At 67.0% G+C, this 19,834-nt stretch carries 16 protein-coding genes; 7 read left to right on the top strand and 9 right to left on the bottom strand.

Going from position 1 to position 19,834, the window contains the following annotated elements:
* The first annotated feature begins 9 nt into the window (after positions 1-9).
* Positions 10-1,413, top strand: a complete 1,404-nt coding sequence (locus J2808_RS03765) for a glucose-6-phosphate dehydrogenase (RefSeq protein ID WP_309811771.1) — start codon at positions 10-12, stop codon at positions 1,411-1,413.
* Positions 1,414-1,500: 87 nt separating this feature from the next.
* On the opposite strand, the gene J2808_RS03760 is transcribed toward J2808_RS03765, so the two are convergent.
* Positions 1,501-1,839: a P-II family nitrogen regulator gene (locus J2808_RS03760; protein WP_056349123.1), complete on the bottom strand. Its 339-nt coding sequence runs from the start codon at positions 1,837-1,839 to the stop codon at positions 1,501-1,503.
* The gene (locus tag J2808_RS03755) at positions 1,836-3,194 is read right to left on the bottom strand and encodes an ammonium transporter (protein WP_309811765.1); all 1,359 of its coding nucleotides are present in this window, start codon (positions 3,192-3,194) and stop codon (positions 1,836-1,838) included. The genes J2808_RS03760 and J2808_RS03755 overlap by 4 nt, the downstream gene beginning before the upstream one ends.
* A gap of 260 nt (positions 3,195-3,454) precedes the next feature.
* On the opposite strand from J2808_RS03755, the gene J2808_RS03750 reads away from it, so the two are divergent.
* Positions 3,455-4,663 carry an MFS transporter gene (locus J2808_RS03750; RefSeq protein WP_309811883.1) on the top strand — a complete coding sequence of 403 codons (1,209 nt, stop codon included), beginning with the start codon at positions 3,455-3,457 and terminating at the stop codon, positions 4,661-4,663.
* A gap of 64 nt (positions 4,664-4,727) precedes the next feature.
* On the opposite strand, the gene ftsY is transcribed toward J2808_RS03750, so the two are convergent.
* Complete coding sequence (ftsY, locus tag J2808_RS03745; RefSeq protein WP_309811761.1) at positions 4,728-5,930, bottom strand: signal recognition particle-docking protein FtsY; 1,203 nt, start codon at positions 5,928-5,930, stop codon at positions 4,728-4,730.
* 54 nt (positions 5,931-5,984) lie between these two features.
* A complete protein-coding gene (smc, locus tag J2808_RS03740) occupies positions 5,985-9,575 on the bottom strand; it encodes a chromosome segregation protein SMC (protein WP_309811757.1) in 3,591 nt (1,196 codons plus the stop codon).
* Positions 9,576-9,878: 303 nt separating this feature from the next.
* Between smc and J2808_RS03735 the strand changes: the two genes are divergently transcribed.
* From J2808_RS03735 to J2808_RS03725, 3 genes are read left to right on the top strand one after another with little or no spacing between them, the layout of a single operon-like run.
* Positions 9,879-10,901: a 3-oxoacyl-ACP synthase III gene (locus J2808_RS03735; protein ID WP_309811754.1), complete on the top strand. Its 1,023-nt coding sequence runs from the start codon at positions 9,879-9,881 to the stop codon at positions 10,899-10,901.
* Positions 10,895-13,612, top strand: a complete 2,718-nt coding sequence (locus J2808_RS03730; RefSeq protein ID WP_309811750.1) for an alpha/beta fold hydrolase — start codon at positions 10,895-10,897, stop codon at positions 13,610-13,612. Before J2808_RS03735 ends, J2808_RS03730 begins: the two co-directional genes overlap by 7 nt.
* Entirely contained in the window at positions 13,609-14,607 is a 999-nt protein-coding gene (locus J2808_RS03725) for an NAD-dependent epimerase/dehydratase family protein (RefSeq protein WP_309811880.1), read from the top strand. The genes J2808_RS03730 and J2808_RS03725 overlap by 4 nt, the downstream gene beginning before the upstream one ends.
* Before the next feature lie 56 nt (positions 14,608-14,663).
* On the opposite strand, the gene mutM is transcribed toward J2808_RS03725, so the two are convergent.
* From mutM to coaD, 5 genes are all read right to left on the bottom strand, one after another.
* Entirely contained in the window at positions 14,664-15,620 is a 957-nt protein-coding gene (gene mutM, locus J2808_RS03720; RefSeq protein ID WP_309811747.1) for a bifunctional DNA-formamidopyrimidine glycosylase/DNA-(apurinic or apyrimidinic site) lyase, read from the bottom strand.
* An 8-nt stretch (positions 15,621-15,628) separates the two neighbouring features.
* Positions 15,629-16,357: a ribonuclease III gene (rnc, locus tag J2808_RS03715; RefSeq protein ID WP_309811744.1), complete on the bottom strand. Its 729-nt coding sequence runs from the start codon at positions 16,355-16,357 to the stop codon at positions 15,629-15,631.
* Between the two features lie 20 nt (positions 16,358-16,377).
* Positions 16,378-16,581, bottom strand: a complete 204-nt coding sequence (gene rpmF / locus J2808_RS03710) for a 50S ribosomal protein L32 (protein ID WP_056738282.1) — start codon at positions 16,579-16,581, stop codon at positions 16,378-16,380.
* Between the two features lie 36 nt (positions 16,582-16,617).
* The gene (locus J2808_RS03705) at positions 16,618-17,142 is read right to left on the bottom strand and encodes a YceD family protein (protein WP_309811736.1); all 525 of its coding nucleotides are present in this window, start codon (positions 17,140-17,142) and stop codon (positions 16,618-16,620) included.
* A 124-nt stretch (positions 17,143-17,266) separates the two neighbouring features.
* Positions 17,267-17,767, bottom strand: a complete 501-nt coding sequence (coaD, locus tag J2808_RS03700) for a pantetheine-phosphate adenylyltransferase (protein WP_309811733.1) — start codon at positions 17,765-17,767, stop codon at positions 17,267-17,269.
* 43 nt (positions 17,768-17,810) lie between these two features.
* Here coaD and J2808_RS03695 point away from each other — a divergent pair, with 43 nt between their 5' ends.
* Together J2808_RS03695 and J2808_RS03690 are read left to right on the top strand one after the other, a co-directional pair.
* The gene (locus tag J2808_RS03695; protein ID WP_309811731.1) at positions 17,811-19,040 is read left to right on the top strand and encodes an aminotransferase class I/II-fold pyridoxal phosphate-dependent enzyme; all 1,230 of its coding nucleotides are present in this window, start codon (positions 17,811-17,813) and stop codon (positions 19,038-19,040) included.
* Positions 19,040-19,828, top strand: coding sequence for a spermidine synthase (locus J2808_RS03690; protein WP_309811728.1), 789 nt, complete (start codon positions 19,040-19,042; stop codon positions 19,826-19,828). The genes J2808_RS03695 and J2808_RS03690 overlap by 1 nt, the downstream gene beginning before the upstream one ends.
* Positions 19,829-19,834: the final 6 nt, after the last annotated feature.

The raw sequence follows: 19,834 nt of genomic DNA, 5'->3' as shown, positions 1-19,834 counted from the left end.
GCTGGCAAGGTGACGAGCCAAACGAGTGTAAAAACCCTGCTCATCCTGGGGGCCTCCGGGGACCTGACCGGCCGCCTGCTGCTCCCCGGCCTGGCCCGGCTGGTGGCGAAGGGCCGGGCCGGAGATCTGACGCTGGTGGGCGCCGGCTCGGATGCCTGGACCCCGGACCAGTGGCAGACCCGCGTACACGAAGCCTTCGCGGCGGCGGCGGAGACGGCGGATCCGGCCGGCCGCAAAGAGCTCACCGCCGTTGAAAAGGCCACGGTTTATCACCAGCTCGATGTCACCGCGGAGGGTGCACTGGCCTCGCTGCTGGCGGGGCTGGAGGGTCCAACCGCCATCTACTTCGCCCTGCCGCCGCGGATCAGCCAGCTGGCCTGTGAATCCCTGCGGCCTGAACAGGTGCCGGCAGGGACCCGGCTGGTGATGGAAAAGCCGTTTGGCTCCAGCGAAGAGTCGGCCCGGTCCCTTAACCGGACGCTGGCGGCCCTCGTGCCGGAAGACCACATCCACCGGGTGGACCATTTCCTTGGCAAGGCCACCGTGCTGAACATCCTCGGGCTGCGGTTCGCGAACAATTTCCTGGAACCGGTCTGGAACCGTGAGCACGTGGCGAAGGTGGAGATCATCTTCGACGAGGACCTGGCATTGGAAGGGCGGGCCCGCTACTACGACCGTGCCGGGGCGCTGCGGGACATGATCCAGAGCCACCTGCTGCAAATCATGGCGCTGGTGGCCATGGAGCCGCCGGCCACCATCGGCGAGCGCGACCTTCGCGATGCGGTGGCAACGGTCCTGCGCGCCAGCAGCATCACCGCTCCCTACGCCAAATCCACGCGCCGGGCCCGCTACACGGCGGGCTCGATCGAGGGCAGGAAAGTCCCGGACTATGCCAAGGAGGACGGCGTGGACCCGGACCTCGGCACCGAAACCCTGGCCGAGGTCCGGGTGGACATCAACAACTGGCGCTGGCAGGGCGTTCCTTTCATCCTTCGCTCCGGCAAGGCTTTGGGCGTGAAACGAAAAGAGGCCGTGATCACTTTCCTCCCGGTCCCCCACCTGCCGGCCGGATTTACCGGGGTGGACTCCCCCAACCAGCTGCGGATCGGGTTCGGGCCGGACACGCTCCAGTTTGACGTCGACGTCAACGGCCCCGGCAGCATCTTCAGCCTTAGCCGCGTGACCTTGGATGCCGAGCTCAGCGCGTCGGAGCTGCTGCCCTACGGGGAAGTGTTGGAGGGAGTGCTGAGCGGTGACCCCCTGCTGTCGGTCCGCGGGGACACTGCGGAGGACTGCTGGCGGATCATCGAACCTGTGCTGAAGGCCTGGCAGCGGGGGACGGTGCCGCTGGAGGAGTACGACGCCGGGTCGTCAGGTCCCGCAGGCTGGTCCGGTCCGGCACCGGCGGAGTAGCACCGGCGACAGAGAGAGCGGGCAGGGAACCTGGTTCCCTGCCCGCTCTCTCTGTCGTTGTCGTCAGTGCCTGACGAGTTCTGGCTGCTAAATCGCTGCTACGCCGCGTTCGCCGGTGCGTACCCTGACTGCCTCGAAGACATCCACGGTCCACACCTTCCCGTCGCCTGCGCGTCCGGTGTTGGAGCTGGCGATGATGACATCCAGGATGTCGTCCGCCTGTTCGTCAGTGGCGAGCACTTCCACCCGGATCTTGGGCAGGAGGTCCACGTTGTACTCCGCGCCGCGGTAGACCTCCGTGTAGCCGCGCTGGCGGCCGTAGCCGCTGGCCGCGCTGACCGTCAGCCCCTGGACCCCGTATGACTCCAGGCCTTCGCGGATGGCTTCCAGCTTCTCCGGACGGACAATGGCTGTGATCAGTTTCATGCTTCTACGCTTTCCTTGCCGGCAGCCGGCTCAGTCTTCTTGGCGTCGGACGCTGCGTTGGTGGAGCCCTCCGTGGATGGTGCCTTGCCGGTGATCAGTTCGTGAAGCGGCTGGAAGCTTCCGCCGTGGCCACCCACGCCGAACTCGTACGCCGTCTCAGCGTGCAGGCTGAGGTCCACGCCAACAGTTTCCTGCTCCTGCGAGACGCGGAAGCCCATGGTCTTGTGGATAGCGAAGGCGATGAGCGAGGTCAGGATTGCCGAGTAGGCGATGGCGATGCCGGCTGCTGCGAGCTGCGCCCAGAGCTGGGCGGGTCCGCCGCCATAGAAGAGGCCGCCGCCCACACCGTCCGTGGGGAGGGCGATGAAGCCGAGGGCAACGGTGCCGATGATGCCTGACACCAGGTGCACGCCGACAACGTCCAGGGAGTCATCGAAGCCCCAACGGAATTTGAGGCCGACTGCCAGGGCGGAGGCAACACCGGCGACGACGCCGAGGCCGAGGGCACCCAGCGGGCTGACGTTGGCGCAGGCCGGCGTGATGGCAACCAGGCCGGCAACAACACCGGAAGCAGCACCAAGGGAGGTGGGGTGGCCGTCGCGGATGCGTTCCGTGACGAGCCAGCCGAGCATGGCCGCTGCCGGGGCTGCGAGGGTGTTGACCCAGATCAGGCCGCCCTGCTCAGCAGTGGTGGCGGCGCCACCGTTGAAGCCGAACCAGCCGAACCACAGGATGGCTGCGCCGAGCATAACGAAGGGAACGTTGTGCGGGCGGTGGTTGGGGTCCTTGCCGAAGCCGCGGCGGTTGCCGATGATCAGGACGAGGATGAGGGCTGCAACGCCGGCGTTGATGTGGACCACGGTGCCGCCGGCGAAGTCGATGGCCGGACCGAGTGCCTGGCCGATCGCGCCTTCGGGACCGAACAAGCCACCGCCCCACACCATGTAAGCCAGCGGGCAGTAAACGAGCGTGACCCAGACGGGCACGAAGACGGTCCAGGCGCCGAACTTGGCGCGGTCAGCGATCGCACCGCTGATCAGGGCGACCGTGATGATGGCGAAGGTGGCTGCGTAGCCCACCTTGATCAGACCGTCCGGGGTGTCGATGCCTTCAAGGCCGAAGGTGGCGAACGGGTTTCCGACGATTTGAAGGAATCCTTCGCCGGAGCTCATCGACGCACCCCAGAGCACCCAGACCACGCCGACCATGCCGATGGAGATGAAGCTCATCATCATCATGTTCAGTGCAGCCTTGGCGCGCGTCATGCCGCCGTAGAAAAATGCCAGACCCGGTGTCATGAACAGCACGAGTGCTGCCGCCACCATGAGCCATACGTGACCTGCTGTAAGTTCCATGGTGCACGTCCTCCCTCTAATCGATGCTGCGGATTCGTTCCGCCTGCCAACGCCTTTTGCGTCCTTAGATGAGTTTGTCCGTGCAGTGTTTCGCCCGCAGAGGTTTTACATTGCTGGTTTGTTACAAGAACCTCTTGGAAGTAAATGGTGCATATCTGGCTTGTTACGGTTATGTTTCTCCACTGTCGCCGCCTCCCGGCTGCCAACCATGCAAGGATTACCGCCCTATGACGGCACCCCCACCTGTGAGCCGCGCCACAATGCGGATTCTGTCCGTCTTCCGCCCCCAACGGCCTGGACTCCCGCGCGACGTGAAGGTGATGTTGGCGGCTGCCTTCCTTATTGCGCTCGGTTTCGGGCTGGTTGCGCCCGTGCTTCCGCAATTCGCAACAACCTTCGACGTGGGGGCCACGGCCGCAGCGGTGATCGTGAGCATCTTCGCCTTGATGCGGCTGGTGTTCGCGCCGGCCGGGGGTGCCCTTATTGGCCGGCTCGGGGAACGGCCTGTGTATGTCGCCGGACTGCTCATCGTGGCGGTGTCCACGGCGGCGTGCGCCTTCGCACAGGACTACGTACAGCTCCTGGTCTTCCGGGGGCTCGGCGGGGTGGGCTCCGTTATGTTCACCGTGGCCTCCATGGCCCTGGTGGTCCGGCTGGCCCCGCCGGAAAGCCGGGGCAGGGTGTCCGGAGCCTACGCGTCCGCCTTCCTCATCGGCAGTGTCCTGGGCCCCGTGGTAGGCGGCCTTCTCGCCGGCTTCGGGCTGCGCGTGCCGTTCCTCTGCTACGCCGCCGCCCTTGTCCTTGCTGCCATCGTGGTCCAGACCCAGCTCAGCCACACGCCCTCTTCTGCGCGGTCCTCCGGGGATCGTGCTCCGGCCATGCGCTTTGCGGAGGCCCTTGGGGACGGCGCCTACCGCTCGGCGCTGGTTTCCAGCTTCGCCAACGGCTGGGCAACCTTCGGCGTGCGGATGGCCACAGTGCCGCTTTTCGCTGTTGCCGCGCTCGGTGCCGGTCCTGAAGCTGCCGGCCTGGCGCTTGCCGTGTTTGCCGCGGGGAACGCCGCCGCGCTGACCTTTTCCGGGCGGCTGGCCGATAGCCTGGGCCGGAAGCCGATGTTGATTACCGGACTCCTTGTGGCCGGGCTCGCCACAGCCGCTATTGGCTTCACATCGCACCTGGGCTGGTTCCTGGCGGCCTCCGCGGTGGCCGGGGTGGGGTCCGGCCTCCTGGGGCCCGCCCAACAGGCAGCCGTGGCCGATGTCATCGGGAACGAGCGGTCAGGCGGAAAGGTCCTGGCTGCCTATCAGATGACGTCAGACATCGGGGCCATTGCGGGGCCGGTGCTGGTGGGTTTCCTCGCGGATCAGCTGGGGTACGGCTGGGCGTTCGGCGTCACCGGCGGCGTCCTGGTGCTGGCCGCCGTCTGCTGGTCGGTCACACGCGAACCCCTAAAACGCATCGAGGGGTGAGATTCCACCGCTAAAGCGTGAGCTTAGCGGTGGGATCCCACCCCTCCATTCTGGCGAGCCGCCCCTAGTTAAGCAGCGCGTCCACAAAGCCTTCGGCTTCGAAGGGAGCCAGGTCATCGGCACCTTCGCCAAGGCCAATGAGCTTGACCGGTACACCCAGTGACTTCTGGATGGCAACCACGATGCCGCCTTTGGCCGTGCCATCCAGCTTGGTGAGGACGATGCCGGTGATGTTCACTACCTCGGCGAAGACCCGGGCCTGGTTGAGCCCGTTCTGGCCGGTGGTGGCATCCAGCACCAGCAGGACCTCGTCCACTTCGGCGAGCTTCTCGATGACGCGCTTGACCTTGCCGAGTTCGTCCATCAGGCCGGTTTTATTCTGGAGGCGGCCGGCGGTGTCGATCATGACGACATCGACTTCCTGATCGATGCCTGCCTTGACCGCCTCATAGGCGACTGACGCCGGGTCCGCACCATCGACGTCGGACTTCACCGTGGGAACGCCCACACGCTGTCCCCACGTGGCCAACTGCTCGGCCGCCGCAGCGCGGAACGTGTCCGCCGCGCCCAGCAGGACGTCCTTGTCCTCGGCCACGAGCACGCGGGCGAGCTTGCCCACGGTGGTGGTCTTTCCCACGCCGTTGACGCCCACCACCAGGATGATGGCTGGCTTGTCGGCGTGCCTCTGAGTGTTGAGGCTGCGGTCCATGGTGGGATCCACGAGCTTGATAAGTTCCTCGCGGAGCAATGCCTTGACCTGCTCGGGAGTGCGGGTCCCGAGGACCTTCACGCGTTCCCGCAGGGCGTCAACCAGCTGCATGGTCGGCTCGGTGCCCAGATCTGCCAGGAGGAGGGTTTCCTCAACTTCGTCCCAGACATTTTCGTCGATCTTGTCGCTGGAGAGCAGTGCGAGCAAGCCCTTGCCCAGGATGTTGTTGGACCGGACCAGGCGCTCGCGCAGCCGGGTGAGGCGGCCGGCCACCGGCAGGGGCGTTTCCACCTGGATGGTTTCAAGGCCCGCCGCGTCGTCGGGAACGTCAGTGGTTTCGAGGTCTTCGAGGTCGACGCCGGCCGGGGCATGCCGCTCGGCCGGAACCACGGGGGCGTCCTCCAGCAGCGTTCCGCCGCCGGCGACGGGGTCGTTGGCGTCGCGGGTCCCGGGGTACTGGTTGATGTTCTTCCGCGTCTTCATCAGGACCGGGATCAGCCCGCCAATAACCGCCAGAGCAGCAACAATGGACAGAATAATGGGGAGGATGTCATTCACTCCCCTAGCTTCTCACAAACGTGGCGGGCCCTTGGGGCTGCCCCTGCGGCGACTCTAGACGTCAGCCCCCAGGCGCTGGCTGATGACGGTGGATACGCCGTCGCCGCGCATTGTGACGCCGTATAGCGCATCAGCCACTTCCATGGTCCGCTTCTGGTGCGTGATCACGATCAGCTGGCTGGACTCCCGGAGTTCCTCGAAGATGGTGATGAGCCGGCCCAGGTTGGTGTCATCGAGGGCGGCCTCCACCTCATCCATCACGTAGAACGGCGAGGGGCGGGCCTTAAAGATGGCAACCAGCAGGGCGACTGCGGTGAGGGAGCGTTCCCCGCCGGAGAGCAGTGAAAGCCGCTTGATCTTTTTGCCGGCCGGCCGTGCTTCCACTTCGATGCCGGTGGTGAGCATGTCCGAGGGGTCGGTGAGGACCAGACGGCCTTCCCCGCCGGGAAAGAGCCGGCCAAAAACGCGGACGAACTGGGCCTGGGTGTCCTCAAAGGCCTCGGCAAAGACGCGCTGGACCCGGTCATCCACTTCCTTGATGATGTCCAGCAGGTCCTTGCGGCTGGACCTCAGGTCCTCAAGCTGGGTGCTGAGGAACTGGTGCCGCTCCTCGAGGGCCGCAAATTCCTCCAGCGCCAGCGGGTTGACCTTGCCCAAGGCGGACAGGTCCCGCTCGGCTTTCCGCAGGCGCTTCTCCTGTTCTTCGCGCACGAACGGCCTGCCTTCAATCACCGGGGCGCCGCTCTCATCCACCGGTGTCCGGAGGGCAGCCCATTTGTCCCCGCTTTCCTCCGCGGGGACAGGCACCGGCACGCCGGGGCCGTAGTCGGCCACGAGCACGTCCGGGGTAATGCCGAGTTCGTCGATGGACCGGGTTTCCAGGGCCTCAATCCGTGCGCGGTGCTGGGCGCGGGCCAGTTCGTCGCGGTGGACCGAATCGGTCAGCTCCGCCAACTCGCGGGCCAACGAATCGTTGCCGGTCCTGATCTCCCGCAGTTCCCGGTCCCGCTGCTCCCGGTTCTCTTCGGCGAGATCGCGCTCCTCGCGTGCCAGCTCCACGGATACGTCGATGAACCGTAGGGCCAGCCCCACGCCCGCCATTACGGCGGCCGCGCGCCGTGCCTGGAGCCGACGGCGGCGGGCCCGTTCCGCAGCCTCTTCCCGGGCCTTGCGCTCAGCGGCGGCGGCCCGCTCCAGCGAGACGGCCCTGTTCCGGGTGGCTGTCAGCTGTTCTTCGGCGCTGCGGAGTGACAGCCGGGCTTCCATCTCCGCGGACCGGGCCAGGGATGCCGCCAGCGCAAGGGAGTCGCGCTGCTCCGTGGATGGCTCCTCTTCGGCTGGTGCTTCCTGCGCCGCGCCGAGCCGCGCGGCTATGGCGGCCAGCGCCTCTTCCTCTGTGCCCACATTTGCCTCAGCCCTGGCCAGCGAGGCGGCCAGCCTGTCGCTCTCGCCTACAGCACTGCGCAGGACCGAGTTCAGGTGCCCCAGGCGTTCCGCGACGGCTGCCAGCCTGGCGTCCGAGTCATGGAGCCTGTCCAGGGCGGCCTCGGCTCTCGTCTGGGCTTTGGTGCGCCGCGCTTCAGCGCCGGCGAGGGCAAACCGGTTCCGCTCGAGATCGGCGGTCACGGCGGCGAGCCGGGTTTCGGCGTCGTCGACGGCGGCCTGTACCTCGAGCAGCGACGGCGCCTTCGCGGAACCTCCGGTGACCGTCAGCGCGGTCAGGACATCCCCTGCGCCGGTCACAGCCGTCAACTCAGGCCGTCCTGCCACGAGCTTGGCGGCGCCGGGCAGGTTATCGACGACGGCGAACCCTGCCAGCAGCGCTGCCACCGCCGGGCCGCGGCCGTCGTCGGCGGTGACGAGGTCAATGGCCCAGCGGGCGCCCGGGGGCAAAGGCCCGCCCGGCGAGGGCTTTGCCTGCGTCAACGGCAGCGCAGAGCCCAGCAGCAGGGCGGCCCGCCCGGCGTCGTCGTCCTTCAGGAGCTGCACGACAGACGCGGCCACTGCGGGGTCCCGTACCACGATCGCTTCGGAAGCATCCCCCAAGGCTGCAGCAATGGCTGTCTCGTAGCCCGGTTGAACGGCGAGCGCAGAGGCCAAGGTTCCCGCGATCCCGTCGAGGCCTGAGTTGAGCACGTGGGCCGCGCCGTCTTTGCGGTTGAGCCCAAGCTGCAAGGCATCGCGGCGGGCCACCAGGGCGTCGCGTTCGCGGACAGCCTCTCCCCCGGCCGACTTCAGATCGGCAATCTCTTGGACCACGGCGTCGAGTTCTGCGCTGGCGTCCTCGTAGTCGGCGTCGAGGCTTTCCTCCCCCTCCTCGACTCCCGCCACCTGGGTTTCCAAAGCGGTAAATTCGATCTGGGCCTGGCGCCGGCGTTCCTGCCCGGCGGCGAGTGACTCGCGGAGCCTGCCCAGTTCGGCCTGGGCGGACTCTACGCGCGATCGTGCCGCGCCTACCTGGCCGGCGAGCTTGGCGAGCCCTTCGCGGCGGTCCGCTGCGGCGCGGAGGACGGCCGTGAGCCGTTTGTCTTCGGCTGCGGCGGCGCGTTCGGCCTCCGATTTGGCGGCCGTGGCCGACTCGAGGGCGCTGCGCCGGTCAAGGATGTGGCGTTCAAGCCCCGTCACTTCGTCCCGAACCCGGGCGGCCTGCCGTTCGAGCTGTTCGGGATCCCGTCCCGAGTACGGTTCGGCGTCAACCGCGCCGAGCAGCCGGCCGCGTTCCTGGGCCAGCGAGCCGAGGGAACGGAGGCGTTCCCTCGCCGCGGTCAGCCTGTACCAGGAGTCCCGTGCCGCATTAAGCCTGGGCGTGGCCCCGGCGGCGAGTTGCTCCAGGGCTGCCTGCTGCCGGCGCCCGGCTTCCAGTTCCTGCTCCACCACCGACCTGCGGGCTTTGAGGGCAGCTTCATCCGCCACGTCCTGCTCAAGGGAGTCCTGCTCCCGGACCAGATCGTCGGCCAGCAACCGGGCCCGGGCGTCGCGGACATCGAACTGAACCCGTTGGGCGCGGCGGGCCACGTCAGCCTGTTTACCGAGCGGCGTGAGCTGGCGCCTGATCTCGCCGGTCAGGTCGGTCAGGCGCTGCAGGTTCGCCTGCATGGCTTCCAGCTTGCGGACTGTCTTTTCCTTGCGGCGCCGGTGTTTGAGGATCCCGGCGGCTTCCTCGATGAAACCGCGGCGGTCCTCTGGCGTGGCATGCAGGACTTTGTCGAGCTGTCCCTGGCCCACAATGACATGCATTTCCCGGCCCAGGCCTGAATCAGAAAGCAGTTCCTGGATGTCGAGCAGGCGGCAACTTGCCCCGTTGATGGCGTATTCGGATCCGCCGGTGCGAAACAGGGTCCGTGAGATGGTGACTTCGCTGTATTCAATGGGCAGGGCCCCGTCAGCGTTGTCGATTGTCAGGGAGACGTGGGCCCGCCCCAGCGGCGGCCTTCCGGACGTCCCGGCAAAAATAACATCTTCCATTTTGCCGCCCCGCAGGGTTTTGGCTCCCTGCTCCCCCATCACCCAGGACAGGGCATCCACCACGTTGGACTTTCCGGAGCCGTTTGGTCCCACCACAGCCGTGACACCGGGCTCGAAATCGAAGGTCGTTGCCGACGCGAACGACTTGAATCCCCGGACGGTAAGGCTCTTGAGGTGCAAGGTGGTTCGGATCTCCTGCTCGGCGGACCGGGCCCGCTGTTCATCGGAAATACGATTCGGACGGGCTCGGGTGTTTGACGGCCTGGTTTCAAGCAGGCCCGATGTCCGGGGGACGGTCCCGGCTACATACAATCTACTGCGGGGCTGCGACAATTCCGCGCAGATCCTTTCGAAGCTGCCGCGGACACCGCTGGCAGCATGTGCGGGAACTGGCCCGCACCGGGCATAGTTAAGCACTTGGGCTTGTGCCGGATGATGCGGTCAACCTCCGGAGCGCAGGACGGACACGAACAGGGGCTTGTTTTGACAGGGAATGCAACATTCCGGCACGGGAACACCGCATTGCTGGCGGTGAGCAGCGTGGAAGCTCCAAAGATCGTCAGTTCCGCGGATTTCGACCGGAGGCTGGCTCCAACCCTGCGGCGGCTGAAGTTTCCGCCCAAGCTGCTTGAACGCGTCGCGGGCATCACGCACCGGCGGTGGTGGGCGCCGGGGACTTCGTTCGACGACGCCGCTATCGAGGCCGGTGCGAAGGCTTTGGCCGAGTCCGGCGTCGAAGCGTCCGAGGTGGGCCTGCTGATCAACACGTCGGTCACGCGGCGCAGCCTCGAACCTTCTGTTGCGGTGAAGATTCATCACGGACTGAGCCTCCCGTCGTCGGCCATGAACTTTGACTTGGCCAACGCTTGCCTGGGCTTCGTCAACGGTCTGACACTGGCGGCGAACATGATCGACTCCGGCCAGATTAAGTACGCGATGATCGTCAACGGCGAGGACGCCCAGGCCACGCAGGAGGCAACACTGGCCCGGCTGCAGCGGCCCGAAACCACCCGCGAGGACTTTGGCCGTGAGTTCGCCACGCTCACGCTGGGGTCCGGAGCCGCCGCTGCCGTCCTCGGCCCGGCCGACCAGCACCCCGGAGCGCACCGGATCGTCGGCGGCGTGATGCGCGCCGGCACCGAACACCATGAACTGTGCGTGGGCGGCATCGACGGCATGGCCACGGACACCAAGGGCCTGCTCGACGGCGGCCTGCAGCTTGTGGTCGACGCCTGGCGCGAGGCCCAGCCGGAGTGGGACTGGGGTTCGATGGACCGCTACGTCACGCACCAGGTGAGCAACGCCTACACGCAGGCCATCATCAAGGCAATCGACCTCGATCCGGACAAAGTCCCCATTACGTTTCCGCACTGGGGCAATGTGGGCCCGGCTTCGCTCCCTATGACCCTCGCCGCCGAAGCGCAGACTCTCGTTGCCGGGGACCGCGTCCTGTGCATGGGGGTCGGGTCCGGCCTGAACACCGCCCTCATGGAAATCGTGTGGTAGCCGCCGACTGGCCCGGTGTGGACCCCGAGTGGTCGCGCGAAATCGAGGTGGCTTCCACCTCCGCCGCGGATGAGCCCGGAGCCGTGCGCCGCTGGCACCTGCTCGACAACGGTGCAGAGCTCGCCCGCCGTGGCCTGAGTCCTGCCGGCACCCTGCTGTGCGTGCACGGCAACCCAACCTGGTCCTTCCTGTGGCGGACCCTGCTGGCCGCCGGATCCGACCCCGCACATCCGTGGCGCGTGGTGGCGGTGGACCAGTTGGACATGGGTTTCTCCGAGCGCACCGGCACGTTCCGCCGGCTGGAGGACCGGATCAACGACCTTGGCGACCTCACCGCCGCCCTGGCCCTGGAGGGCCCGGTCGTCACTGTCGGCCACGATTGGGGCGGCGTGATCAGCCTCGGCTGGGCCCTGGCGCATCCGCAGCAGCTAGCCGGTGTGGTGCTGACCAACACCGCAGTCCACCAACCGGCCGAATCCCGCATGCCGCCGGCGCTGCGGCTTGCACTGCACCCTGCCGTGCACCGCTGGGGAACCACGACGTCGGACACCTTCCTGCGGGTGACGCACGCCCTGGCCCATCCGCCCCTGGCCGCGGAAGTACGCAGAGCCTATATGGCCCCATACCGCGGCTCCGACCGCCGGGCCGGCGTCGGAAACTTCGTCGCGGACATTCCAGCGGACCCCTCCCACCCCAGCTTCCCGGCACTCAGCCGAGTCGCGGAAGGGCTGCGCGGGCTGAGGGTTCCGGCCCTGATGCTCTGGGGCCCGCGGGACCCGATCTTTTCCGACCGGTACCTCAAGGACCTCATGGGCCGGCTGCCACACGCGAAAGTGCACCGCTTCGAAGGGGCCGGCCATCTGGTTGCCGAAGACCGGGACATCGCTTCCCCTGTTTTCGAGTGGCTTGCCGAGCTCGGTCAAGGCGCCGGCCCTGTCCTGCAGCGGACGGACGCCTTGACCGGCGGCTCTGCAGTCGCGGCCGAGGCCGGGACCCATCAGGCCGGCACCAGTATCCCGCCACTCTGGGCTCCGCTCACCGCGCTGGCAACGGGAACGTCCGGCGGGGACACCGCCGTCGCGGAAATGGCCCCTGACGGTGGCGTCTCCCGTTCCCTCAACTGGCGGGAGCTGGAACAGAACGTCGCCGTCCTCGCGGCGGGGCTGAGGGAAGGCGGCGTAGGCCATGGCAGCCGTGTGAGCCTGATGGTGCCGCCGGGTGTGGATTTGACCGTGGTGCTCTATGCCTGCCTGCGGCTCGGTGCGGTGGTTGTTGTGGCCGACGCCGGGCTGGGCACGCGTGGCCTGAGCCGTGCAGTGAAGGGCGCAACCCCGGATTTCCTGATTGGAATCGATAAGGCGCTGGCCGCTGCCTCGGTGCTCGGCTGGCCGGGACGGCGCATCAGTGTGCGGGAGCTGTCGGCCACCCGCCGCCGCCTCCTCGGCGTCGAAACCTCCCTGGCTTCCCTCGCCCGCCGCGGCAGCAGCCTCAGCCAGGACCCGACGTCGAACGTTAAGGATCCGGACGCGGCTCCAGGCCCGGACGCGCCCGCCGCGGTACTCTTCACGTCCGGTTCCACCGGTCCTGCCAAGGGCGTGCTCTACACCCACCGGCAGTTGGCCGCGATGCGGGATACGGTGGCCACGACGCTGGGGATCCGTCCGGGCGCACGCCTGGTGGCGGGCTTCGCGCCGTTCGCCCTCCTGGGACCTGCGCTCGGAGCGGTTTCGGTGACACCCGCCATGGACGTCACCGCGCCCCGCACCCTGACGGCCGGCGCGCTGGCGGACGCAGCCGCGGCCATTGAGGCCACCGTGGTCTTCGCCTCGCCAGCTGCCCTGCGCAACGTCCTCGCGACTAAAGGCAGCCTTAGCCGCGCCGGGCACGAGGCCCTGGGGCGCGTGGAGCTGCTGCTCTCCGCGGGGGCGCCCGTCCCCGAACCCCTCCTTGCGGAGCTGCAACGGCTGCTGCCCCGGGCCTCGCTGCACACTCCATACGGGATGACCGAAGCGCTGCCCGTCACGGACATCAGCCTCGAAGAGATCCGCGTTGCCCAGGCCGACGCAGGTGCAGGAACCGCGGCGGGGGCCGGCAACGGTGTGTGCGTAGGCCTCCCGGTGCACGGCGCCCGCGTCGCCGTGATCCCGCTCGCCGCGGACGGCAGTGCACCAGGAAACAACCCCGTCACAGACACCGGAGTGACCGGCGAGATCCTCGTCAGCGCCCCGCATGTGAAGGACGCGTACGACAGGCTTTGGCTGATGCAGCGCGAGAGCGTCCGCACGGCGGGCTGGCACCGTACCGGCGACGTTGGGCACTTCGACGCCGCCGGCCGGCTGTGGGTGGAGGGACGCCTCGCGCACATCGTCACGGCGCCGGGTTCTGTAGTGACGCCTGTGGGCGCCGAGCAGGCCATCGAACGCCTGGACGACGTGGGGCTCGCCGCAGTCGTCGGCATCGGTCCGGCCGGGACTCAAGCCGTCGTCGCCGTCGTCGAGACTGTACCTCGTGCCCGCCGGGCAGGACCCGCCGCGCCGCAGCTCGCAGGGCGTGTCCGCGAAGCGGCCCGTCAGGCAGGGGTCAGCGTCTCTGCCGTGCTCGCAGTCCCCGCCCAGCCCACCGATATCCGCCACAACGCCAAGATAGACAGGACCCGCTTGGCCAGATGGGCGTCGACGGTGCTGGCCGGCGGCCGGCCGGGCACGCCGTGAAGGTCCTCGTTACCGGCGCGAGCGGCCTGCTCGGCGGGGAAGTCGCCCGGCTGCTGGTCCGGCAGGGCCACGACGTCACCACGTTCCAGCGCCGTCCCGCGGGTGTCGACGGCGCCAGGGACCTCACCGGTTCCATCGCGGACGACGACGCCGTACACCAGGCCGTCGCCGGCGCCGAGGGCGTCATCCACCTGGCCGCGAAGGTCTCATTCACCGGCCGCGCCGCAGATTTCGACGCGGTCAACGTCGAAGGGACGCGCCGCCTCCTCCGTGCCGCCCGCGAGGCCGGGGCGCGGGACCTGGTGTTCGTCTCCTCCCCGTCCGTGGCCAACTCCGGAACCGCCATCGCCGGTCTGGGCGCCGAGCCGGCGGACCCAGCCCGGGCGCACGGCGACTACTCCCGCACCAAGGCCGAGGCCGAGCTGCTGGCGCTGGCCGCGGACGTGCCGGAGTTCCGGGTCGCCGCGGTGCGCCCGCACATCGTCTGGGGCCCCGGCGACACGCAGTTGGTGGAACGCGTGCTGGAGCGTGCCGGCGGCGGCCGGCTGCCGCTGCTCGACGCCGGCGCCGCCCTGATCGACACCACTTACGTGGACAACGCCGCCTCGGCCATAGTGGCCGCGCTGGGCCGCATGGAGCACATCCACGGCCGGGCACTTGTGGTCACCAACGGCGAACCCCGCCCGGTCGGCGAGCTGCTGGCCGGCATCTGCGCAGCGGGCGGCATGCCCGCCCCTTCCTGGAGGGTGCCGGGCAGGCTTGCGCGGACGGCAGGATCGCTGGTGGAGAAGATCTGGATCTGGGCCGGCCGGGAAGAGGAGCCGCCGATGACCCGATTCCTCGCTGAGCAGCTCTCCACCGCCCACTGGTTCGACCAGCGCGAGACCCGCGAACTCCTGAACTGGACCCCTGCCGTCTCGCTTGACGAAGGCCTGGCGAGGCTGGCCGAACACTACGGTTCGCCGTCAACGGCTCGGGTTTCACGCGGTTTGTGAATATCAGGTGATGATCGCCATTGCCACAAGTTGGGTTTCGCGGCACTCGGACTCCCCTACCAGCGTCCGTTCCGCGGGCGCGGCTGGCATACAGGGCAGGTGTAGGAGGAACGGTTCATGAACTGCTCGCGGCGGATCGTAGAGTTGATTCCGACGGCGGCGCACCGGTGGCAGGGCTGCCCTTCCCGGCCGTACGCATTAAGGGAGCGGTCAAAGTAGCCGGAGGCTCCGTTGACGTTGACGTACAGCGAATCGAAGCTGGTCCCACCGGCCGCGAGGGCATCAAGCATGACCTCGCGGGCGGACGCGAGAACGCGTTCAGCGTCGGCGCGGCGCAGTTTGTCAGTGGGTCTGGCGTAGTGCAGGCCGGCCCGCCAGAGTGCCTCGTCGGCGTAGATGTTGCCTATTCCGGAGACCAGTCCCTGATCAAGGAGTGCGCGTTTGAGGCCTGTCCTGCGCTTTTTGAGCCGGCTGTAGAACAAGTCGAAGGAAAACGCCGGGTCCAGCGGGTCACGGGCGATGTGGGATGCCTCTTCGGCAATGAGGGGAAGCGGCGACTCAGCGAGGCCGCCGGGGCCGCCGTCGTCCGTAGGGACCAGGTCCGTCACGAACAGCCCGCCAAAAATGCGCTGGTCCACAAAGCGGAGCTCGTCCGGCATGCCCGCACTTGGGCTCAGCCGGAGCCGTACTTTCAGGTGCTTTTCGTCCGGTACCGCCGGATCCTGCATCAGCAGCTGGCCGCTCATACCGAGGTGCGCCATGAGGGCGACGGTGGGTGCAGGGGAAACTGTGGCGGCATCCGTGGCTTCACGCAGTGGCATCCACAGGAACTTTCCGCGCCGCACCACATCGACCACCGTGGCGCCTCGGAGGTTGCCCGCGAAATCCTCCGGGCCCAGCGCATGACGGCGGAGGGATCGTGGGTCCAGTACGTCCACTGACATAATGGTCCGGCCGCGGAGCCAGTTCACCAGCCCGCGGCGGACCACTTCAACTTCAGGCAGTTCGGGCAAAGCTTGACCTAGGCGCCGGGAGCGGGTTCGGATGTGCCGCCCGCCGCGGCTGATTCTTTGGTTCCGGAAAGCGCACGCCAGGCGTCGGCGGCAGCTTCCTGCTCGGCTTCCTTCTTGGAGTGGCCGGAGCCATTGCCGTACGGCTTGCCCCCGATGTTCAGGACAGCCTTGAAGGTACGGGCATGATCAGGGCCGGCTCCCTCAACTGCGTAGAAGATGGTCCCGAGCTGCCGGCTGGCGGCAAGTTCCTGGATGCTGGTCTTCCAGTCGGTTCCGGCGCCGAGGGCGGCCGCGTCCTTCAGGAGCGGGCCGATCAGGCGCATAACCAGCTGGCGGGCGGTCTCGATGTCGTTGGACACATAGGTAGCACCGATAAGGGCTTCCATAGTGTCCGCCAGGATGGAGGCCTTGTTCTTGCCCTCGGTGAGCTTTTCGCCCTGTCCGAGGTAAATGTAGTCCCCGATGCCGAGACTCCGGCCGATACCGGCGAGGGCGCGCGTACTGACCACCGCGGAACGACGCTTAGCCAGGTCGCCCTCGGGCAGCGTGGGGTTATCCCGGTACAGGGCGTCCGTTACGGAGAATCCCAGGATGGAGTCGCCGAGGAACTCAAGCCGCTCGTTGGTGGGGATGCCGCCGTTTTCGTAGGCGTAGGAACGGTGCGTCAGAGCAAGACGAAGCGTCCCGGCGTCAATAGAGACACCGAGACGCTTCAGAAGCTCTTCAGTTGAAGACATCATGTCAGCCTAAGGGCCGATTAGACGTCTGCGACCTTGCGGCCCTTGTACTCAAGGAACAGCGCAGTGCCAGCCGAGTCGGTAACGACCTTTGCCTGGTGCGGCAGGCTGTAAACAACCTGGCCGTTCTCTACGGTCTTCACCAGGTGGGGGGCAGTTGCCTTCCACTGGGAGCGGCGGGCGCGGGTATTCGAGCGAGACATTTTCCGCTTCGGGACAGCCACGGCTAACTCATTTCTCTCTAGACAAACACGTACAAATCAGTTTTGCCGGTCAGGCTTAGCCAAGTCAGCTAGGGCGGCCCAGCGAGGATCTACAACCTCGTGGTGATGCCCCGGCTCGTCTTCCAGGCGTACTCCGCATTCGGAGCAAAGGCCCTGGCAGTCTTCCCGGCACACCGGCTGGAACGGCAGCATGGTTATGACTGCGTCCCGCAACACCGGCTCAAGATCGATCAGATCGTGCTCGACTCGACGTTGCTCTTCTTCGTCTTCTTCATCCGAAAGCACGACACCTTCGTAGAAGAAAAGTTCTTGCACATTGACCTCAAGGTCATACGCAAGGGGATCCAGGCATCGGCCGCATTCGCCAGTTACTTCGGCGACCGCGGTTCCTGATACCAGAATTCCTTCGTGTACGGCCTCAAGCCTCAGGTCCAGCTCGATATCCGAGCCTTCCTGAACGCCAATAAGTGCCACACCAAGATCACCTGGTGCGGGTACATGTTCTTTCAGTGTCCGCATGCTGCCCGGGCTGCGCCCGAGATCCTTGACGTCGAACGCCAAGGGCGAACTAGCATCTCGTTTAATGAGAACTCCTGTTGAACATATGACCGACGTACCATCTTAGCCTGAAGAGCCGCAGGGACTCAAACCAGGCGGCGGACAGCCGTCGAAGTACCGAACTAGCCTACCCCCTCGGGAGCTGACCCGGTGAAGGCTCGCCCGCAAGCAACCTTTTCTGCACCGACCGGGGCACATAATCGGAGACGCTGCCGCCCAGGCCCGCCACTTCCTTGATGAGCGTGGACGACAAATGGAGGTAATGCGCCTCGGCCGGCAGGAATACCGTTTCCACCCCGCTGAGCTGGCGGTTCATGGTGGCCATCGGGAGTTCGTAGTCGAAGTCCGACGACGAGCGGAGGCCTTTCACGATCGCGGACACTCCGCGCTGGCGGCAGTATTCCGCCAGGAGCCCCTCGCCGACAGGTTCCACCACGATGCCTTTGAGCGATGCCAGGGTTTCGCGCGCCATGTCGATGCGGTCCCCCAGGCTGAACCTGTACTTCTTGGCGTAGTTGGTGGAAACAGCCACAATCACTTCATCAAAAAGGCCCGCAGCACGGGCGATGACCTCGAGATGACCGTTGTGGATGGGGTCAAAGGATCCGGGGCAGACAGCGCGTCTCATGCACCGAACCTACCCCATGGGACCGCCGGGATACCATGACTGCATGCATCCACCACGGGAACTTTCCCTGCCCGCCGCACCGGCTCCATGGCAGCGCACCGCGGCCGGCGCCAACCTCCTGGGCCCCTCCGGCCAACTGGGCGTCACCATCTTCGAGGAGATGACCACGCTGGCGGCGCAGACCGGCGCCATCAACCTGGGGCAGGGCTTTCCGGATGAGGACGGACCCGAGGAAATCAAGGCCGCAGCCATGGCCGCCATCGGAGCAGGGGCCAATCAGTACGCACCGGGGAAGGGCATCCTGGAACTGCGCGAGGCCGTTGCTTCGCACCAGGAACGGTTCTACGGACTTGCCCCGGACCCGCAGACCGAGGTCATCGTCACAACCGGAGCTACCGAGGCCATCGCGGCCGCCCTTCTGGCGTTTGTCGGTCCGGGAGACGACGTGCTGACGTTCGAGCCGTTCTATGACTCGTACGGCGCTGTCATCGGGTTGTCCGGCGCCACCCACATCACGGCACCGCTGCTGGCGCCCGACTTTTTCCCGGACCTGGCAGCCCTGGAATCGGCGTTCACCGACCGCACGCGGGTGGTTTTGGTAAACAACCCGCACAATCCCACCGGTGCGGTCTTCCCGCAGCACATACTTCAGCGCGTCGTCGAACTCGCCCGCGTACATGACTGCCTGATCATCACCGATGAGGTGTATGAGCACCTGACTTTCGGCGCCAAGCACATTCCGGTGGCCACGCTGCCGGGCGCCGCCGACAGGACCCTCACCATCTCCTCGGCAGGAAAGACCTTCTCCTTCACCGGCTGGAAGATCGGCTGGCTGACCGGTCCCGAAGAGCTCGTGGCAGCAGTCCGCACCGTCAAGCAATTCCTGACGTACAGCTCCGGCACGCCCTTCCAGGCCGCGATTGCGACAGGCCTGGCACTGCCGGATGAGTTCTACCACGGCATTTCAGCCACTCTGCAGAACAAGCGGGACATCCTGAGCGAAGGCCTCCGTGCCGCCGGATTCGACGTCTTTACCCCGCAGGGCACGTATTTCGTCAACGTGGACACCGCGCCCCTTGGGATCGCCGACTCCGTGGACCTTGCCCGCAGGCTTCCCGCAATGGTGGGAGTGGCCGCTATCCCCGTCCCCGTGTTCTGTCATCCGGAAGGGGCGGAACGGACCCGCAGCCTGCTCAGGTTCGCGTTCTGTAAGAAGGTGGAAGTCCTCGAAGAGGCCGCGGCCCGGCTGGCCACGCTCAGCGGAAAGCTGTGATGGCGGATACCGGCAGAACACGGTCCAGCCGGTTCCTGAGGACCACCGGACAGCACGCAGCAATCGAGCCCGATGCCTTCACAGACGGCGCCTACGTCCTCAGGATCGGCGGCGCCGAACAGTCCCACGTCAACGTGGCCCACCCGGAGGAGATCTTTTACGAGTACCTGCGGCGGATCGGCCACCTCGTGGACCTTGCGGCCCCCGCGGGTCGGCCGATCACAGCGCTGCACCTTGGCGCCGGGGCGCTGACCCTTGCCCGGTACATCCAGGCGACGCGGCCCGGTTCTGTCCAGTACGCCGTGGAGCTGGAGCGGGAGCTCCTCGACTTTGTCCTGCAGCAACTCCCCCTGCCCGACGGAACCAACCTGCACACCATCATCGGCGATGCCCGCGACGCCCTGGCGGAGCTGGATCCGGACCTTCAGTTCGACGTCGTCATCCTGGATATCTTCTCCGGGCCCGAAGCCCCGGCGCACATCGCCTGCACGGAGTTCTACGAGGAGGCCCGTGCGCGCCTCAGCCCCAGCGGCCTGCTAATTGTCAACGTCGGCGATGAACCAGGCCTCACGCTGGTCCGCAGCCAGGCTGCCGCCATGCGCCGCGCCATGACCGACGTGGCGGCGTTCGCAGAAACCGGCATGTTCGCCGGCCGCTACCCCGGCAACATCATCCTCACCGGCACGCAGACCGCGTGGCCCGAGGGCTGGACCGCCGAACTGACAGCACGCGGCCCGCACCCCGCCAAGGTGCTGGCGGGCGTGGACCTGGATGCCCTCGCAGACTGAGCTGTC

The organism is Pseudarthrobacter sulfonivorans (assembly GCF_031454915.1).
Lineage (GTDB): Bacteria > Actinomycetota > Actinomycetes > Actinomycetales > Micrococcaceae > Arthrobacter > Arthrobacter sulfonivorans_C.
The sequence above is the reverse complement of the archived record's forward strand: the minus strand, read 5'-3'. Positions and strand labels throughout refer to the sequence as shown.